We start from the raw sequence: 16094 nt of genomic DNA on the forward strand, positions 1-16094 counted from the left end.
GACGTGGGGGACGCCGCGGGGGCGTCGACTCGATCAGAACTTGAATTAATGGGCTGCGGCCCGGCGCCAGCCGAGGACGCGTCCCGCGACTTGCTCCGGAGCCTCTCGGACGACGAGTCGCTCTCCCGTGGTGAGGGTCAGGAACGTGTCGGGGCGGCTTTCGACGGTACGAATCAACTCCGCGTTGAGTAGAAAGCGTTCGCCGGACAGTCGAGTCAGCGGAATCATGGGTGCGTGGGGAGGGTGACAGGGCGGACGGATCCGACCGACGCCGCGGAGCCGACCGGAATCGCCTCACCCGGAGGCTTACCGGCCGAGCCGCAGCAGTTCGTCGGTCAATTCCTGCGTGCTGGAAATGATCCGGGCGTTCCCCCGGTAGTTGGTGCTGGCGATGATGAGGTCCACGAGGTTCTTGCCGATGTCCGTGTTGGACAGCTCGACGGCGCCGGCCCGCAGCAGTCCGGCGCCGAAGGCGCCGGGCGCCGTGATGCGGGCGGGACCGCTGTTCGGGCCTTCGCGGAAGGTTCCGCCGCCGCCTTCGACGAGACCGTTAATGTTGGAGAATTGAGCGACGACGATCCGTCCCAGCGGCCGAAGCAGGCCGTTGTCGAACACGCCGCTGATCCCGCCGCTCTCCCCGATGGCGAAGTCGACCAACGTTCCCGGGGGAGCGCCGTCCTGCTCTTCCATAATGAAATTACTGCCCTGTGCGGTGCTGGAGATACCCGAGAGTTGCGAGAAGTCCAGGTTCAACGTCAGCGGCGACAACGCCGCGGTCTGATCCCGCTGCACGGACAGCGTGCCGTCCTGACCCGTCACCAGGTCGCCGACGCCGTCGAATTCCAGTTTCCCGCTGCCGATGTCGAGGTTGCCGCCGCTGTCGTCGGCGCTGTCCGCGTACCAGCGGAAACCGGTCCGCGTCGAACTGCGTTCTTCCAACACCCCGGTGAGGCGGACGTTCACCTCCTGGCCGAGGCTGTCGTAGACGATGATGTCCCGCACGGCCGACTCGCCGACGGCGTCTGCCTGCGTCTGAAACGGCGTGAGGACGACGGCGCCGCCGCTGCGGAGGTCGCCCGGAACAATCTGCAGGGCGTTCGCCTCTCCCCGGTTGCCCGTGATGCGGATCGCGTCACCAACGAGTTGGACCCCCGGGGGATCCCCGGTGAATCCGTCGTTGGGGATCCCCGGACCGTTGTGGATGCCCAGCACACGCTCCATCAGGGACATCAGATCGGTGACCGTGGAGCCGGTCACCGGGATGTCTTGGGGGGCGAGATCGCGATCGCCCTTCCGCCCCCCGAACGAGATGTCGTCTCCCGCCGTGAACAGGTTCACGCCCCCGCTGGTGAGATCTTCCAGGGGCGTCGTGGGCGACGGCGGTCCCGGTACGCCGGGTCCGCCCCCGTTCGCATCCTGTAGGGCCATGGTGCTTTGCACCGTCCCGTTGGTCGCTAATTCGCCTCCGCTGAAGAAGGCTCCGGTGAACGTGGCGTTGCTGGTCGCCTCCGCGATATACAGCTTGCCGAGCGGAATTTCGATGTCCGTCGGGGCGGCGGTTTGCAAGTTGTAGTTGCCGTCGATCCCGTAACCCTGCACTCGACTGCCCGAGGGGTTTACCAGTTTCCCCTCGGGGTTGAGGGTGAACGATCCGTCACGGGTAAATTGCGTGCCGAGGCCGTTCTCGATGACGAAAAACCCTTCCCCCTCGATCGCCATATCGGTGGCGGAGTTGCTGGTCGTCACGCTCCCTTGCGAGAAGTCCTTGCGGATGGTGCTGACGGTGCCGCCCAAACCGATCTGACGCGGGTTCGTTCCGCCGTTGGCCCCGCTCGGGCCGTCGCCGCTGGAGAGCGTGGTCACTAACTGCGTCGTAAATAACGCTTCGCTGCTTTTAAAGCCGCGCGTCCCCGCGTTGGCGACGTTGTTGCCGAGCACGTCGATCGACGTCTCGTTCAACCGCATCCCGTTCAGGGCGGTCGTCGTGGCGGAGGCCAGGCCCATGGGTTCGGTCCGTGGTGCGAGTCAGGAGGAAAAGGGGGCGAAGGGGGCGGCGCCCCCTCAGGCGACTTCAGAGATGGAAGTCAGCGGCAATCGAGATCCGTCGACATCCACGAACGCTTCGCCGTCGGCGAGGTAGGCCCGGGAAACCGTCCCGGTCACTTCCGAAGCCCCGATGAAGCCGCGAACCTCTTTGCCGAGAAACGAGGCGGCGGTGGACAGGTCCGCGGCCCCGGCGTTTCCCTCCAGAGTGGCTTCCAACTCGATGTCGGCTTGCAGGGCTCGCATGGTCGCGACCTGGTCCAACAGCGCTTCGTTCGAGACCGGCTCGGAAGGGTCCTGGTTTTGCAGCTGAGCGATCAGCAGCGTCATGAAGTCGTCCGCCGTCAGATTCGACAGGCCGGACGTATCCTCCGCCGGCCCGCTCACGCCGGCTGCGGGCGTCTGACTGAGCAGCGGGAAGGCAAGTTCGTTCACGGGGTCCGTCCCGAGGGAAGTCGGCAGTGGAAGAGCAGATCAGGCGGCGATATCCAGCGATCCGGCGGGCGCTCGGCCGTCGCTCGAGGAGCCTGCCGTCGTTCGCCCCCAATCAGCATCGGCGGTCACGGGGGCGGCCGGATCACCCGCCCCGCCGACGCCGGCAGAGTCCCCGTCACCGGTCCCCTCGGGGTCCGAAGGTTCGTCCGCCGACGGTTCGCCTCGCCCACGGCGTTGTTCGGCCTCGCCGTCGGATCGCTCCTCCGACCCCCGTCCGCCGGATTCGCGACGGTTGCCGGAGTCGCCGTCGCGTCGATCGGCGTCCCGGCCGCTTTCCCGGCCCGACTCCGCCCGTTCCGGCCGCGTCGGTCCGTCCAGATCGACGGCGTCGACCGTCACCCCCGCCGACGCCAGCGTCTCTCGCAGCCGCGGCAGCGCCTCGGCCAAAACGGCTCGGGCCGCGGGCTCCGCAGCGCTCAGGCGAATCCGCACGGCGCCGGCGTCCCCGTTGGAGGCGGCGGAGACTTCCACCCGAACCGTCCCCAGTTCCGGCGGGTCGAGCCGCACCCGGATCGGTCGATTCTGCTCGATCGCCCGGCTGACGGCGTCAGCGACGATCTCGGCGGAGGCGTTGGCCGACGGGCTCGGAACGGTCGATCGAACGCCGGCAGACTCCGCCGTCGACGGAGCCGAGACCGCCAGACGATCGATCGTCGATGCGGACGGCCCGTTCGGATCTCGGCGAACCGCGGCGACGGGTGCTGCGGTCACTGGACTCGCGACCTCCGGGGTGACGGCGGTCGCCGCGACAGTCGGATTCGCATCCTCGACCGGAACGAGCGCGTCCGCGGAGGGGTTCGTCAGCCCGGGCGGCGCCGCGGGGGACGCTCCGCCCCCGGCGTTGGCAGCCGTCGAGGTTCCCGGGAACGGCCGGGCGGTCGTTCTCCGCTGGCCTGCATCCGAACCCGCGGAAGCCAGGCCCCCGCCCGGGCCGCGCAGCCCCTCGGGGGGAGCGACCGCCGCTGCTTGAGAAAGCGTCGCCGGCGCCGTGACCGCCGCGGCATCCAACGGGGACGCGACGGTCGTCGCGGTCGGATCCTGATCTGTCTGTGGCGCCGCTCGCCCAATCGCCGACGGTTCCGCCTGCGGATCGCCCGGGATCGTCGGGGGGAATGCAGTCTCCCCGGCCGGTGCTTCAACAGGCGACGCCGTCCCGACCGGCAGAGGGATGCCATCTATGAGCGAGGGAAGTTGACCGCTCGCCGAGGACTCCGTCACGTTCTGAGTCGGCGGCGGGGGCGGGCCCGGCGGGAGCGCCTCGATCGATTGGCCGGGCAGACCGGCGAGCGCCGCCGGCAGCACAACCTCGTCCCCCTCGGCCCCGGCCGGCGTCGCTGCCGGGTCGAGCAATCCAGCGATCAAAGAGGCGACGGCGTCGAGCGACTCCGACGCCGACCCCACGGCAGCCGTGCCCCCCGCGAGAGCGACGCCCGGCGGCGGTTCGATCGCCGGGGGGGGAGACAGCTGCGCGAGCAGCGCGGCGAATGAGGGATCGACCGCGACCTCGTTCCCCGCACTCACGCCGGGGGCCGCTCCGGCGCCCTGCAGCTTCCCTGGTGAGAGGCGTTCCGCGGAAGGGGCCGTGACGCCGGAGACCGGCGAGGCCGTCGGGCCGACTGCGGTGGCGAACGGGGGCAGCGACACGGGCCGGCGATGTGCGGGGGGCGATCAGCCGCCCGGATCACCGGACGGGTCAGGGTCAGCCGATGCCGCGGCGTCATACGCCGAGGCTTCGGGCTGTCCGGCTTGGAGGGCGGCGAACGCCGCGGCCCCCTTCGCCTTCTCCTGTTCGGTCCCCGCGGCAAAGTCGGCCAGCACTTTCGACGCCGTCCGTTCGTCCAGACCCTTCAGCAGCGTCACCACCGACAGGTCCGGCAAAGTCATCAAATATTCGACGCTTTTCTTCGACCCCATGCCTTTGAGCAGACCTCGCGTCTGCTCCGTCGCTTCCGACGTCAGTTCATCGCGAGCCTTCGCCAGACCGGCGGCGAACGCGGCTCGATCCGCGGCGAGCTGCCTCCGATCGGCCGCGACGGCGTCCGCTTCCGCGGCGACGGCTCGGGCCGCGGCGCGGAGCTGCTCCGTGCGATCCGCCAGCTGGAGGGCCGCCGTCGCCCGGCGTTCGAGCACCTCTTCATACGTCGGCATGCGCGTGCCGATGCCCGCGGGTTCCTCGTTCGCTGCCTCCTCGTCGGATTCCTGTATCGCGACCTCGGTCCCCGGGACGCCGTCCAGCGCGGCGACGATTTCGTCCCAGGAGTCCGCAGTCAGTCGACCATGCCAGGCGAGCACGGCGAGGGCGATCGCCTGCGTGGCGACCGTCGCCACGCAGATTGTGCCGATCAACGTCGAAAGCGTGCGTCCCATTCGATTCTCTGCTTAATGGAGTGCGGTCTCGCCGAACGACTCGGCAGCGGCGGACGCGGTGAACAGGTCCTCGGACGCCCGCTGCTCCGCGGCCAGTTCCGCATGCCGATGCGCGTCGCGGTCGCGGTCGCGGAGGGTCTCCAAGGCGGCCACGTCGCGATCCGCCGCGACGAGCGCCGTGCGAGCCGTCGCGACCGCGATTGCGGCGTCAGCCACCTTGGCATCGCCGGCCGACCGATCGGCGTCCAACACGGAGAAGTGCCGCCGGCGGGCGATCCAATCCGCGGCATCGACCCGTCCGCCGGCCGTCGCCGCGGCCAGCTCGGCGCTGTCCGCCTTCATCTGCGCCAACGTCTCGCGGCGAGACTGCTCCGCATCGTTCAGCGTTCGCAAGGCGTCGGCAAGCGCGGCACGGGCGGAGTCGCGCGTGCGCTCGCGGGCCTTCAACACGACGGCGAATCGGAAGCGAAACCGGGTCACTGAGCCGCCCCCGCATCGGCAGCGGCCGCCAGGGCGAGCAGCGCGGCGACCGCGTCCGCCGCGGGCGTCGACTCGTCCGGCCGTTGCCGCAAAAAGGCGTCGATCGCGGGCTTCATCCTTACCGCGGCATCGACCGTCTGACTGCTGCCCGCCTGATAGGCGCCGATCCGAATCAGATCCTCCGCCTCGCGATGCGACGCCAGCAGCGAACGCACCCGCCCGGCGGCCGCGGCGTGATCCGGGGCGGCCAGTTGGGCCATCAGCCGGCTCAAACTGCCAGGCACGTCGACCGCGGGGAAGTGATTCGATTCGGCCAGCGATCGCGATAGCCAGACGTGTCCGTCCAACGTCCCGCGCACGGCGTCGGCGATCGGTTCGTTCGGATCGTCGCCGTCCACGAGGGTGGTGTAGAACGCCGTGATGCACCCGGGAGAACCCGAGCCGGCGCCGCCCGGTCCGCTGCGTTCCAACAAGCGGGGCAGCAGCGCGAACACGCTGGGCGGATAGCCGCGGGTGGCGGGCGGTTCGCCGGCGGCGAGGCCGATCTCGCGTTGGGCTTGAGCCAGCCGGGTCACGCTGTCGAGCATCAGCAGAACCGATCGTCCGCGGTCGCGAAAGTACTCCGCAATCGCGGTTCCGGTCAGGGCCGCCCGCAGTCGTACCGCCGCGGGTTCGTCGCCCGTGGCCACGACGACCACGCTCCGCTGCAAGCCGTCGGGGCCGAGATCGTGGTCGAGAAACTCCCGGACCTCACGGCCTCGTTCGCCGACGAGCACCAGCACCGACACGTCTGCGTCGGCCCCGCGGGCGAGTTGCGCCAGCAGCGTGCTCTTGCCCACGCCGCTGCCCGCAAACAGGCCGATGCGTTGCCCGCGGCCGACAGTCAACAGCCCGTCGATGACGCGGACGCCTGTGTCGAATTTCTGCCTGATGGGAGGCCGCCCCAGCGCCGACGGCGGGGCGGCGTTGGGATCGGCCGCATCGGGGCGGGGCGGGGCGGGTTTGCCGTCGATCACCCGGCCGCGACCGTCCAGCACCCGGCCGATCAGCCCTTCGCCCACCGACAGATCGCCGGTGCCTCGGACCAGTCGAACCCGATCCCCACGGCGGACGCCGGCGAGGTCCGCAAACGGCATCACGAACGTTTCGCCGCCGTGAAACCCGGTGACCACTCCGTCGACGGCCGGCCCCGCCGTCGGTGCGAAGGAGACCTCGGCGCCGACCGGAGCCGGCAGACCCGCACACACGGCGCCCGCTCCGGTCAGTCGAGCGACCGAGCCGGTCAGTCCGACCGAGACGGCCCGCCGTAGACGAGCCGCATAGCGCGTCCCGGCGACGTTCACGCCCCGACTCCGGCCGACGGCGCTTCCTCGGGCGGCAGCAGTTCGGCGGCGATTCGGTCCAGCCGAGCTGCAAGCCGTCCGTCGATCACCCCGCCGGCGCTTCGGATCACGCAGTCGCCGCGGCTCAGCGTTGCATCGCCGTTCAGAACGGCTCCTGCGCCCAAGGCGGCGAGGATCTCCTCAGTGAACGTCGTTCCCAAGGCGGCGAGATCCTCCGGGTGCATCGTGACCGCCGGCGCGCTGGCCCCGGCAGCCGCGGCCAGCGCTTCCGCGGCGAGATCCCCCGCGGCGGCGGGATTCGTGCCGAGTTCGCGGCCCAGCAATCGACCGGCGATCGCACAGGCGAGGGCGATCGCGTCGCGTTCCCAGTTTGCTCGCCAGCGTTCCTGCTCGGTGCGATAGGCCGTCGTCAGCGTCTTCAGCGGCGGCAGGGCGGCGGCGAGGCGAATTCCGGCGAGACGTTCGGCCTCCGCGGCGGCGGCCTCCGCAATTCGGTTCTCCGCGTCCGCCAATCCCGCGGCCCGCCCGGCGGCGAGGCCGTCGGCGTGGGCCTTCGATTTGAGTTCCTCCGCCTCCGCGATCGCTTCGCTCAGCAGGCCGCGGCAACGGGACCGGACGGCGTCGAGCCGTTCGTCGCAGTCCGATTCGAAGTCCGACAGGTTCCAATCGTTCGGACGCCGCCCGTCCTCTCCTGGCGCCGCCTGACCCTCACCGGGCTGGCCGTGCGGCCGGTCGAGTTTGAGAACGCGGGCGGGGGGAACGGCGACGGGCACCGCGAACCGTTAGCAGATCGCCTCACGATTGGGCTACATCGGCTTCTGCAAGGATTCGGCGATCGGGGAGGCGGCCGGTAGAAGTCGAGTCCAAAGCGGATGTCGTTCAGGAAACGTACTGCTCGGACTCGCCGCCGCTGCCGACGGTGATCTCGCCGGTGTCCTCCAGACGACGAACCGTGTCGACGACGGCCCCCTGCGCCGCTTCGACCTCGGACAGTTTCACCGGCCCGAGGTACTCCATCTCTTCCCGCAGCATATCGGCCGCCCGCTGGGAGAGGTTGCCGAGCACCTTGTTGGTCAGTTCCTGCCCGGCGCCCTTCAACGCAATCGCCCAGCGACTGTTTTCGACCTCTTTCAGCAGAGCCTGAATCGCTTTGTTGTCCAGCTTCAACAGGTCGTCGAACACGAACATCAAACGGCGAATCTGGTCCGCGAGATCCGCGTCGTCGCGATCCAGCGATTCGAGAATGCCCTTGTTCGTCATTCGATCGGTGACGTTCAGGATCTCCGCCACCCGCGGCGCCCCGCCGGCCTTCTCCAGCGTCTGATCGAAGGTGCTGGTCATGCGGCGCCGCAGACTCGACTCGACTTCTTCCACGACGTCCGGGCTGGTTTGCTCCATCCCGGCGACGCGGCGGATGACTTCGATTTGCTTGTCCGGAGTCAGACCGCTGATGACCTCCGCGGCCAGACCGGCGGGCAGGTGGGAGAGGATCAGGGCGATCGTCTGCGGGTGCTCCTCCGCGACGAACGTGAGCAGGTTGTCGGCGCCCGCCTTCTGCAGGAACGAGAACGGCACGCTGTCGAGATTCTGCCGCAGGTTCTCCACGACCTCCCGGGCCGCGTCCTCCCCGAGGCTGCCGGCGAGCAACTCCTCCGCCCCCGCCAGACCGCCGCGTTCGACTTTCACCCGAGCGGCGTGCCGGGCTTCAAACTCCGCCAGCACCGTGGCCTGCTGATCGGAAGTGACCTCCTCGATCCGAACGATCTCAGCGCTGACGGCCTCCACCGCACGCTTCGGCAGCAGGGCGAGCACCTTCTGAGCCTCCGCTCGATCCAACGACAGCAAGAGCACGGCCGCTTTTCGGGCATCGCTGAACATGCGCGGCATCGACGGACGGGACGATCAGGGAGGTCGGGGAGAGTCGGCGACTCCCGCAGCGGGAGTCAGACAGAAGTCAGACGGGAGTCAGGCAGCGTCTCGAAGCCAGCTGCCGACGACCGCAGCGACCGCTTCGGGGTCTTTCGCCGCGAGCGCGGCGACGCGGTCGCGGGGCGTTTGCGGCTCCTCGTCGTCTTCTTCGGCCACGCCGCCGGGGCCGATTCGACCGGCGATTCCCGGGCGATCTGCGCTCCGCGGGAGTTCGACGGGCGGCGCCGGTTCGGGCAGTTTCATGCCTCGGCGAAGCACGAACAGTCCGGCGATCGCCACCGCACACAACGCCGCGGTCGATCCCCAGCGCGAGGCCAAGTCGCCGAGCACGTTCGTCCAAGGGACGGCGACGACCGGCACGTTCGGCTCGATCGGGGTGACGGTCGTGACATGCACCGCCGTTTGCGGGGAATTCGCCGGCAGGAGCGTCGTCACCCGTTCTCGGACCTTCTCCTCTTCCGCGAGTCGAATCGCGTCGACGGCTTGAACATAGGCCGCTTTCGAGGCGTCGTCTTCGCCGGGAGCGAGGCCGCGGCCAGCGGCGATCGCTTCGTGATAGCTCTCAGGAATCGAGACGGCGACCCGGACCGCCTCCGGCATCGGGTCACGCCGTTCGCGCTCCGTCGTCGTCCAACTGGGGACGACGCGGAGACTCGAATCGGTCTGTTCGTCCTGCGTTTGCGTCAGCGGCCCGGCCGGTGCGGTAACGCTCGCCGGCTGGTTGCTGGCGACGCCCGGCTCGCCCTGCGGACGAGTTTGATTGGAGGTACGGGTCCGCCCGCTCTCGGCGACTTCGACCGTGACCGTTTGCTTATTATCGACCGATTGGCTGCGTTCCACTTCGCGGCGGATCGCGTCGAGATCCACGGAGACGTTCACCAACGCCCCCGGGATGTAGGCGAGCGCCTGCGAGATCGTGTCGCGATAGCGGCGGGTGTGGGCGGCGAGAGCCTGCTGCGTGCGGTCGTCCAACGGACCGTCCGCCTGGAAGGCGTGTGCCTTGCCGGTCGATTGATCGAGGACGGTGATGTCTTCCTCCGCAAGATCCGGCACCATGCCGGCGACGGCGCTGCGGATGCTCGCCACGCGTTCTGCTGACAGCCCGCCCGAGCGCTTGGGCATCAGGCTGACCGTGGCGGCGGTCTTCTTCTCGCGGCGGGGCCATTCCCCGGTCTCTTTCACGCTCCACAGCACGTCGGCGGCCTCGATGTCCTTCACGGCGACGAGCGTTTTGCGGACCTCCTTCCGCAACGCGATGTTCCGCAACTCGGCGAGCTGTTCGCGGGAGGTGAAGATGCCGGCCTTATCGAATTGCCGCTCGAACTCGCTGAGCGAATCGCCCGGCAAATGGCCGTCGACCATCAGCGCCGCGTTGTAGGTGTCCACCTCAGCGGCGGGGACGAAGATGCGCTGCCCGTGGGTGCGGAAGTCGGTCAGCCCGGCTTCGATGAGGGCCTGTTCGGCGCTCCGCAGCTCGTTCGAGGCGAACACCTTGCCCCAGGAAACCGGCGCCTCGTCCGACGAACCGACGCCCCCGGTCATCAGCAACGCGAATCCGGCCATCAACGCCAGGGGCACGCCGATCAGCGTCCACCGCCCGCTGGGCGGGAGATCGAGAACGAACGCTTTGGCTTTCTCGTAGCTGTCCGACAGGCTGTTCACGGCGCGGCCGGGCGGGGAAGGGCGTGGCGGTGTAGTTCATCCCTCGACGAGACGGAACGCCGAACCCGCAGCTGCGCGAAGAGCGGCTTAGGCGGAGCCCGACGCGAACGAGGCCCGCGTCACACCTGCATCGATTGCAGTTCCTTCCAACCTTCCAGCAGCTTGTTCCGCACGGAGATCATCATGCGGAGCGAAAGGTCGGCCTTCTTCACAGCGGTGAAGACCTCCGCCTGCGTGACGTCTTCTCCGAGCAGGGCGCGCGTCGAGAGATTGTCGGCCGCCTGGGCGTTGGCGTTCACGCCGTTGACGGCGTCAGCCAGCAACGAAGCGAAATCCGGCCCGGAACCGGGAGTCGCGACGGGAGCCAGCGAGGAACCCAGTCCGGCGGCGCCGGTGATCGACGTACCGGGGAACGAAGGCGGCGGTGAGAGCGTAAGCGGCGACATCAGCCGAGGATCCTCATGCTTTGTTCGGCGACCTGTTTGCTGAGTTCCACCGCGGTCACGTTCGCCTCGTAGGCCCGGGCGGCCTCGACCGCGTTCACGAACTCACTGGTCAAATCCACGTTTGGCAGCATCAGCATGCCGTCCGGGCCGGCGTCCGGGTGACCGGGGGCGTGGACGGCACGCAGCGGCGTGGTTTCGTCGGTCTTCACCTCGAACTGCACGCCCGTCGCTGTCCGCGGCGCCCCGGAGGTCGAACCGGTTCCCGCCGCCCCCATCTCCGCCGCGGCGAATTGCACGAACCGCCGGCGGAACGGTTCCGCCCGGCCGCTTTCGTCGCGCGTCGAGTTGGCGTTAGCCACGTTGCCCGCGATCGTATCGAGCCGCGCCCGCTGAGCGACGAGGGCGGACGTGGAGACGTCGAAGGCTTGGAACATGGACTCGAGTTGAAGGTTGAAAGTGAAAGGACAAAGTTCTGTGACGAAAGAAGTCGAAGCGAGCCGACAGGACGCTCTTTCCACCTTCAACCTGGAACCTTGAACAACGTCACGCTCGTTCGGTGATCGCGGCTTGCAGCATCGCCATCTGGGCGCCCATCAGCTGGATCGCGGCCTGCCGCTGCATGGAGTTGCGGGTGAGCGTCAGCACCTCACGCTCCACGCTGCGGGCGGAGCCGTCGTGAAACGTGAGGTCTCCGCCGGGGCGATCGGTCGCGGTGAGCAGATCCTCCGGCACGCCGCCGGCGAGCGGATCATGCGGGGGGGAGTACCGGCTCTCCCCGGCGCCGGGGACATTGGCGGCGGCGCTCTGTCGCAACGCTTCCTGGAAGGCTTTCGGATCAAGGTCCCGCGGTCGATAGCCGGGGGTGTCGATGTTCGCGAGGTTCCCCGCCAGCACGTTGTGCCGCACCTCGCCCCACACCGCCTGCCGCTCCAGCAGAGGCACCGAACCGGCGGACAGCAGCGAATCGAACATGGCGAAGACCTATGAGGGAATGCGGGGACGGGCGAAGGGATTAGCCCGCGATGTCGAGACGGCTGCGTGTCGGGGCGGGCGAACCGCCGCCGTACGCGCCCTGAGCCGCGTTCGCGGATCCCAGAGACGACAGTTCGCCGGCCAGTTCGTCGCGTCGGCTGGTTGCGATTGCCAGCGCTTGGCCGTCCGCGTTCAAGATCGATTCGATGCGAGCCTTCAGGGCGGCAACACGCTGTTGACCGCTTGCTCGCAACAGGCGAGGCAAGTCGACCGCATCCAGCGCCGCCTGTTTCTCGCCGAGGGCCGCGAGCAACCGATCGTCGTCGCCGGCCGCCAACGCTGCGGTCTGCGCAGCGGATAATTGTTCGAGGCGATCCAGCAGTCCGCCGACGGCGGCGGCGGCGGCGGCGGCGGCGGCGGGAGTGAGGTCGGTCACGGCGTTCGATCCGATGATGAAGGTTTCTGCGGCGGAGGTGTCCGTGGCGGTGTTCACGGGGCGGCGTTCCGAGCGGGGGGCGGGTCGTCCCCGCCCGCACCGTCCGCATCCGCCCTGCCCGCCTCCGCTTCGGTCGAACGGCGGGCGAGCAAGAACAAGCGATCCCATTCCGCCCGGCTCAGCGGGGAGGCTGCGGGGGCGAGCGATTCCTCCGGCAAGCGGGTCATCGTCAGCCGGGCCTGTTCCGCGGCGAGGCGCCCGCCTTCTTCGTCGCCTGAGGCCCGGCGAGCGGCGGCGAGATCCAGTAACGCGGCGGCGCTGCGAACGCTCAACGGGTCCTGGTCCACCGCGGCCGCCACCGCGACGGCGCCGGCCTCCGGTCTTCCCAACCGCGTGAGGCATTCCGCGGCTCCAAGGCGCGCCAAACGCAGCCGGGCGACCTCCGCGGGCGAGGGATCGGCGTTTGCGGCTTCGATTCGCAACCCGCTTTCGACTTCACGAAAGTCTGCCAGCGCGGCCGTCAGGTCCGCGGCGATCAGGGCGTCGCGGCGCGGTTTGTTGAGCGGGTCGACCGGCGATTCCGTCGCGTCGAGACGTTGTTGACGGGCCAGCAGGCAGCGGGCCCGCGCGAGTCGGGCAACGTCGGCAGCCGGATCGTCCGGGTAATAGGCGAGGCATTCGCCCAGCAGCTTTGCGGCGGCGGTCAACGCGGCGCCGACGTCGTCTCCCGCCGTGGCGTCCGGCAGCGCGACGGGCGGCACGGCCGCCTGCGCCCGGCCGGCCGCGAGCTGAGCGCGGGCGAAGAGGCTCTCGCGCCATTCCGCGGCGGCCGGGGTCAGGCCGGAGTCTTTCAAGACCGCCGTCCAGGCCGCCTCGGCCCCTTCCGGATCGCCGGCCTCCAGCGCGGCTCGCCCGATCAGCACGCGCGCGGCGGGGGTCGCCGGATCGGACGGGAGATCGTGCACCAACGCATCGGCGGCCGTGCGGGCTTCCGCGGCCTGACCGAGATCCAGCAGCAGCTCGGCCCGTTCCAACCGCAAACCGCCCGGGTCGGCGTCGCCCGTCAGCGGGACGCGATCCAACTGCGCGAGCGCCGCCGCTGGTTCGCCGGCGCGTCGATAGTTTCGCGAAGCGGAAAGCAGGGCGAGGCGTCTGCGATCGCGGTCCGGTTCGACGGTCGCCCAAGCGGCGAAGGCCCGGGCGGCGGCGGCCGATCGGGCAGGATCCTCTCCCGCGGCCGCTCCCAGCACTTCCGCCTTCAAGCGACGAGCCAGCGGCGCCCCGAGCGCCGGCTCGACCGTGTCACACAGCGCCACGCAATGCGCGACCCCGTTCGGAGAGTCGGCGGCGGCTCGGATCGCCCCCTCGCAAGCCCGCTGGAGTTCATCCCCCAAAGACTCCGACGCCTCGTCATTCATGACGGACGCTTGCTCGACGGCGAGCGCCAGCGCCTCCTCCGCCTCCTCAAAGCGACCGGTCGCCGTCAACATTCGGGCCTCCGCCAACCGGGCCGACAGCGCATCGGCGGTATCGGGGGCCGTTTCCGCCGCCGCGTGATAACGGACCAGAGCCAATTGCAGATCGCCCGACGCTTCCTCGACTCGGCCATGCAGGAGCAGGGGAGTGACGTCGGTGGGCAGCGGGAATCGGGGAACCGGGGGGAGAGCCACCCGCGCCGCCGGTAGGTCGTCCGTTAGCAAAGCCAGACGAACCGCCAATTCTCCGCCCCGCCCGCCGACCCGCTGGAGTTGATTGAGCGCATCGGCCGCCGCGGACGCGTCCTTTCGCTCCACCGCAATTCGACCACGGGCCCGGAACAGGTCCGCCGCATGCGAGGAGGAATCCGGCACGGGCGCCGACGCGAGGCGCACCCAAGCCGCGGCAAGCGTTTCCGCTCGCCCGTCTCGCAGCGCCGCGTCCACCAACCCGGCCCACAAAGCCGACCGGTCCGCGAGTTCAAGCACCCCCGCAGTGTTCTGCGGCTGCATCGCCCGCTCGAGCCGAACGAACGCCAACGACGGACGGCCCGCCCTCAGCAGACTGAGACCCGTGGCAACGAGGAAGCGGTGACGACGGGGCGGGGGGACGCCTTCCCGTTCGGCTCGAAGCAGATAGGCCGCGGCGGTGGCGTCCTCGGCACGGTCCTCGGAGGCCCGGCCGAACGCTTCCAATCCGACGACGTACGCCGCGGCGCCGGGAACGTCCGGCAGGATCGGCGGAGGGCCGGGACGCACCCCCTTCGTCTCCTCCCCCAACAGCGGCGCCGCCAGCGCCGCGGCGCGTCCCCGGGCAAGAATGTCCTCTGCGACCTCGACGGTGGCGAGACCGAACGGGGGCGGGTGGGCGTCGATCAGCTCCAACGCTTCGGTCAACCGCTCCCCCGGCGGTCGCGAGACGGGCCTCGCCCAATGGACGCCGTACGCGCCTGCTCCCATCGTCCCCATGACGAGGAGCGCCTTGGCCGCGGTCGAGGCCGATGGCAGTGGGAATTTCAACGCGAGGAGACGGGTGGATCGGCGGTCGGAACGGTTCAGAGCCGTTCGGTGTTAGCGACCGGCCGCTCCGACGGTCAACGGCGGTTCGTGGCGGAACATCACGCTCCGCGGGTTCTGAGGCCACGGGTTCTGAGGCGATCCGAAGCCGATGTCAGATCATGCCAATAAAAAACGACCCCGCTTCCCGGAGGAAGCGAGGTCGTTTCGTCTCAGTCGCTGCCGAGCGGACATTCCGCAGACGGCGAATCGAAGCTCAGCGGCTCATGCCGTACAGGTTGCCGGCGGGCCGGCGAACCGGGGCACTGGTCTGACGACGGAACCGGCTCGGGAAGTACGCTTCCGGGTCGGTCGGGGCGGCCGGGGCGACGACGGAACGGCCGGCGTACGGAGCCGGGGCGACGCCGTAGGTCATCGGAGCGGCGACGGAGCCGCAGCCGTTGGAGCCGCAACCAGCATCGCAGCAGCCGTTGTCGCAGCTGTCCTTATGACCGAACAGCTTGCCGAGCAGACCGCCGCAGCTGCCCAGCTTGGGCAGGCAGGAGCCGTTGTCGCAGCAGTCGGAGGCACAGGGGGCGGCGCAGGTGTTGCAGCCGCTGTCGCAGCAGTCGTTCTTGGAGAACAGGCCCAGCGGGTCCAGCAGGCTGCGACCGTTGCCGAAGCAAGAGCCGCCGTCGCAACAATCGGACGCACAGGCCGTGCCGCAAGGGGCGGCGCAGGTGTTGCAGCCGCTATCGCAGCAGTCGTTCTTGGAGAACAGGCCCAGCGGATCCAGCAAGCAGCGGCCGCTGTCGCAGGGGGCGCTGTAGCAGGGAGCGGCGCAGGTGTTGCACGGATCGACGCAGCAATCGGACGCACAGGCCGTGCCGCAAGGGGCGGCGCAGGTGTTGCACGGATCGACGCAGCAGTCGGTCGCACAGGCCGTGCCGCAGGGAGCGGCACAGGTGTTGCACGGATCGACGCAGCCGGCGCCGCCGGCGACGCAGCCGCTGGGAGCACAGCAGCTCGCCGGGGCACAGGCGGAATCACAGCAGGCCGGCTTGGAGCCGAGGCAGCCGTAGGCGCCCGGGCTGGCACAGCAGGGGGTGCCGACGGCGGGGGCGCAGCATTCGGGCTGGCAGGCGGCGGTGCAGTCGCAGCTCTTCTCACAACCGAAGTTGAAGATGCCGGCGTTGGCCGTGGTGGCCAGACCGAGCGCGAGCGCCGCGCCGAAACAACGGAGCAGAGTCATTCGAGGGGTCCTTCCCTGGGAAGTTGAGCCCGCGCCGTCTCCGTCCCCGGCCCACCGGGTGAAGCCGAACTCGCCGTCGCGTTCCTCCCCTCACCCGGGATGTTCGCCGGCCGTTCCGGCGGAACTCGACCCGGGGTTTCGCCGGCCGACCGCGTCCCCCGCACTCTGTCCGCAGAACGCGGGCGGGCGGGGCGGTTC

The 16094-nt window shown here is 69.6% G+C and carries 16 protein-coding genes; all 16 read right to left on the bottom strand.

Going from position 1 to position 16094, the window contains the following annotated elements; translation table 11 throughout:
* Positions 1-45: 45 nt before the first annotated feature.
* The 16 genes from LzC2_RS15315 to LzC2_RS15390 all read right to left on the bottom strand — a co-directional run bounded on the left by LzC2_RS15315 (position 46) and on the right by LzC2_RS15390 (position 15896).
* Positions 46-228 carry a flagellar FlbD family protein gene (locus tag LzC2_RS15315; RefSeq protein ID WP_171188551.1) on the bottom strand — a complete coding sequence of 61 codons (183 nt, stop codon included), beginning with the start codon at positions 226-228 and terminating at the stop codon, positions 46-48.
* 78 nt (positions 229-306) lie between these two features.
* Complete coding sequence (locus LzC2_RS15320; RefSeq protein ID WP_171188553.1) at positions 307-2004, bottom strand: flagellar hook-basal body complex protein; 1698 nt, start codon at positions 2002-2004, stop codon at positions 307-309.
* A 57-nt stretch (positions 2005-2061) separates the two neighbouring features.
* On the bottom strand, positions 2062-2478 hold the full coding sequence (locus tag LzC2_RS15325; protein ID WP_171188555.1) for a flagellar hook capping FlgD N-terminal domain-containing protein: 417 nt from the start codon (positions 2476-2478) through the stop codon (positions 2062-2064).
* Positions 2479-2517: 39 nt separating this feature from the next.
* Positions 2518-4182 (bottom strand): flagellar hook-length control protein FliK, encoded by a 1665-nt coding sequence (locus LzC2_RS15330; RefSeq protein ID WP_171188557.1) that lies wholly within the window; start codon positions 4180-4182, stop codon positions 2518-2520.
* A gap of 24 nt (positions 4183-4206) precedes the next feature.
* On the bottom strand, positions 4207-4905 hold the full coding sequence (locus tag LzC2_RS15335; RefSeq protein ID WP_171188560.1) for a hypothetical protein: 699 nt from the start codon (positions 4903-4905) through the stop codon (positions 4207-4209).
* A gap of 12 nt (positions 4906-4917) precedes the next feature.
* Positions 4918-5385: a flagellar export protein FliJ gene (gene fliJ, locus LzC2_RS15340; RefSeq protein WP_171188562.1), complete on the bottom strand. Its 468-nt coding sequence runs from the start codon at positions 5383-5385 to the stop codon at positions 4918-4920.
* Positions 5382-6728 (bottom strand): FliI/YscN family ATPase, encoded by a 1347-nt coding sequence (locus tag LzC2_RS15345; protein WP_171188564.1) that lies wholly within the window; start codon positions 6726-6728, stop codon positions 5382-5384. The genes fliJ and LzC2_RS15345 overlap by 4 nt, the downstream gene beginning before the upstream one ends.
* Positions 6725-7501 carry a FliH/SctL family protein gene (locus LzC2_RS15350; protein ID WP_171188566.1) on the bottom strand — a complete coding sequence of 259 codons (777 nt, stop codon included), beginning with the start codon at positions 7499-7501 and terminating at the stop codon, positions 6725-6727. The genes LzC2_RS15345 and LzC2_RS15350 overlap by 4 nt, the downstream gene beginning before the upstream one ends.
* A 106-nt stretch (positions 7502-7607) precedes the next feature.
* Positions 7608-8606, bottom strand: coding sequence for a flagellar motor switch protein FliG (fliG, locus tag LzC2_RS15355; protein WP_171188568.1), 999 nt, complete (start codon positions 8604-8606; stop codon positions 7608-7610).
* An 87-nt stretch (positions 8607-8693) separates the two neighbouring features.
* Positions 8694-10319, bottom strand: coding sequence for a hypothetical protein (locus tag LzC2_RS15360; RefSeq protein ID WP_171188570.1), 1626 nt, complete (start codon positions 10317-10319; stop codon positions 8694-8696).
* A 119-nt stretch (positions 10320-10438) separates the two neighbouring features.
* Entirely contained in the window at positions 10439-10765 is a 327-nt protein-coding gene (gene fliE, locus LzC2_RS15365; RefSeq protein WP_171188572.1) for a flagellar hook-basal body complex protein FliE, read from the bottom strand.
* Positions 10765-11199, bottom strand: a complete 435-nt coding sequence (gene flgC / locus LzC2_RS15370) for a flagellar basal body rod protein FlgC (protein ID WP_171188574.1) — start codon at positions 11197-11199, stop codon at positions 10765-10767. The genes fliE and flgC overlap by 1 nt, the downstream gene beginning before the upstream one ends.
* Positions 11200-11308: 109 nt before the next feature.
* On the bottom strand, positions 11309-11737 hold the full coding sequence (locus LzC2_RS15375; protein ID WP_171188576.1) for a flagellar basal body rod protein FlgB: 429 nt from the start codon (positions 11735-11737) through the stop codon (positions 11309-11311).
* A 40-nt stretch (positions 11738-11777) separates the two neighbouring features.
* Positions 11778-12230 (bottom strand): flagellar protein FliT, encoded by a 453-nt coding sequence (gene fliT / locus LzC2_RS15380; protein ID WP_171188578.1) that lies wholly within the window; start codon positions 12228-12230, stop codon positions 11778-11780.
* Complete coding sequence (locus LzC2_RS15385; RefSeq protein WP_171188580.1) at positions 12227-14668, bottom strand: tetratricopeptide repeat protein; 2442 nt, start codon at positions 14666-14668, stop codon at positions 12227-12229. The genes fliT and LzC2_RS15385 overlap by 4 nt, the downstream gene beginning before the upstream one ends.
* 253 nt (positions 14669-14921) lie before the next feature.
* Positions 14922-15896, bottom strand: a complete 975-nt coding sequence (locus tag LzC2_RS15390) for a hypothetical protein (protein WP_171188582.1) — start codon at positions 15894-15896, stop codon at positions 14922-14924.
* Between the last annotated feature and the right edge of the window lie 198 nt (positions 15897-16094).

Origin of the sequence: Alienimonas chondri (genome assembly GCF_013036045.1) — a bacterium.
Taxonomy (GTDB): domain Bacteria; phylum Planctomycetota; class Planctomycetia; order Planctomycetales; family Planctomycetaceae; genus Alienimonas; species Alienimonas chondri.

Bases quoted from the DNA above. Each gene is read 5' to 3' on its own strand.
- flgC (WP_171188574.1), bottom strand. From the start codon at position 11,199: ATGTTCCAAGCCTTCGACGTCTCCACGTCCGCCCTCGTCGCTCAGCGG.
- LzC2_RS15335 (WP_171188560.1), bottom strand. From the start codon at position 4,905: ATGGGACGCACGCTTTCGACGTTGATCGGCACAATCTGCGTGGCGACG.
- fliG (WP_171188568.1), bottom strand. From the start codon at position 8,606: ATGTTCAGCGATGCCCGAAAAGCGGCCGTGCTCTTGCTGTCGTTGGAT.
- LzC2_RS15320 (WP_171188553.1), bottom strand. From the start codon at position 2,004: ATGGGCCTGGCCTCCGCCACGACGACCGCCCTGAACGGGATGCGGTTG.
- LzC2_RS15315 (WP_171188551.1), bottom strand. From the start codon at position 228: ATGATTCCGCTGACTCGACTGTCCGGCGAACGCTTTCTACTCAACGCG.
- fliE (WP_171188572.1), bottom strand. From the start codon at position 10,765: ATGTCGCCGCTTACGCTCTCACCGCCGCCTTCGTTCCCCGGTACGTCG.
- LzC2_RS15390 (WP_171188582.1), bottom strand. From the start codon at position 15,896: ATGACTCTGCTCCGTTGTTTCGGCGCGGCGCTCGCGCTCGGTCTGGCC.
- LzC2_RS15375 (WP_171188576.1), bottom strand. From the start codon at position 11,737: ATGTTCGATTCGCTGCTGTCCGCCGGTTCGGTGCCTCTGCTGGAGCGG.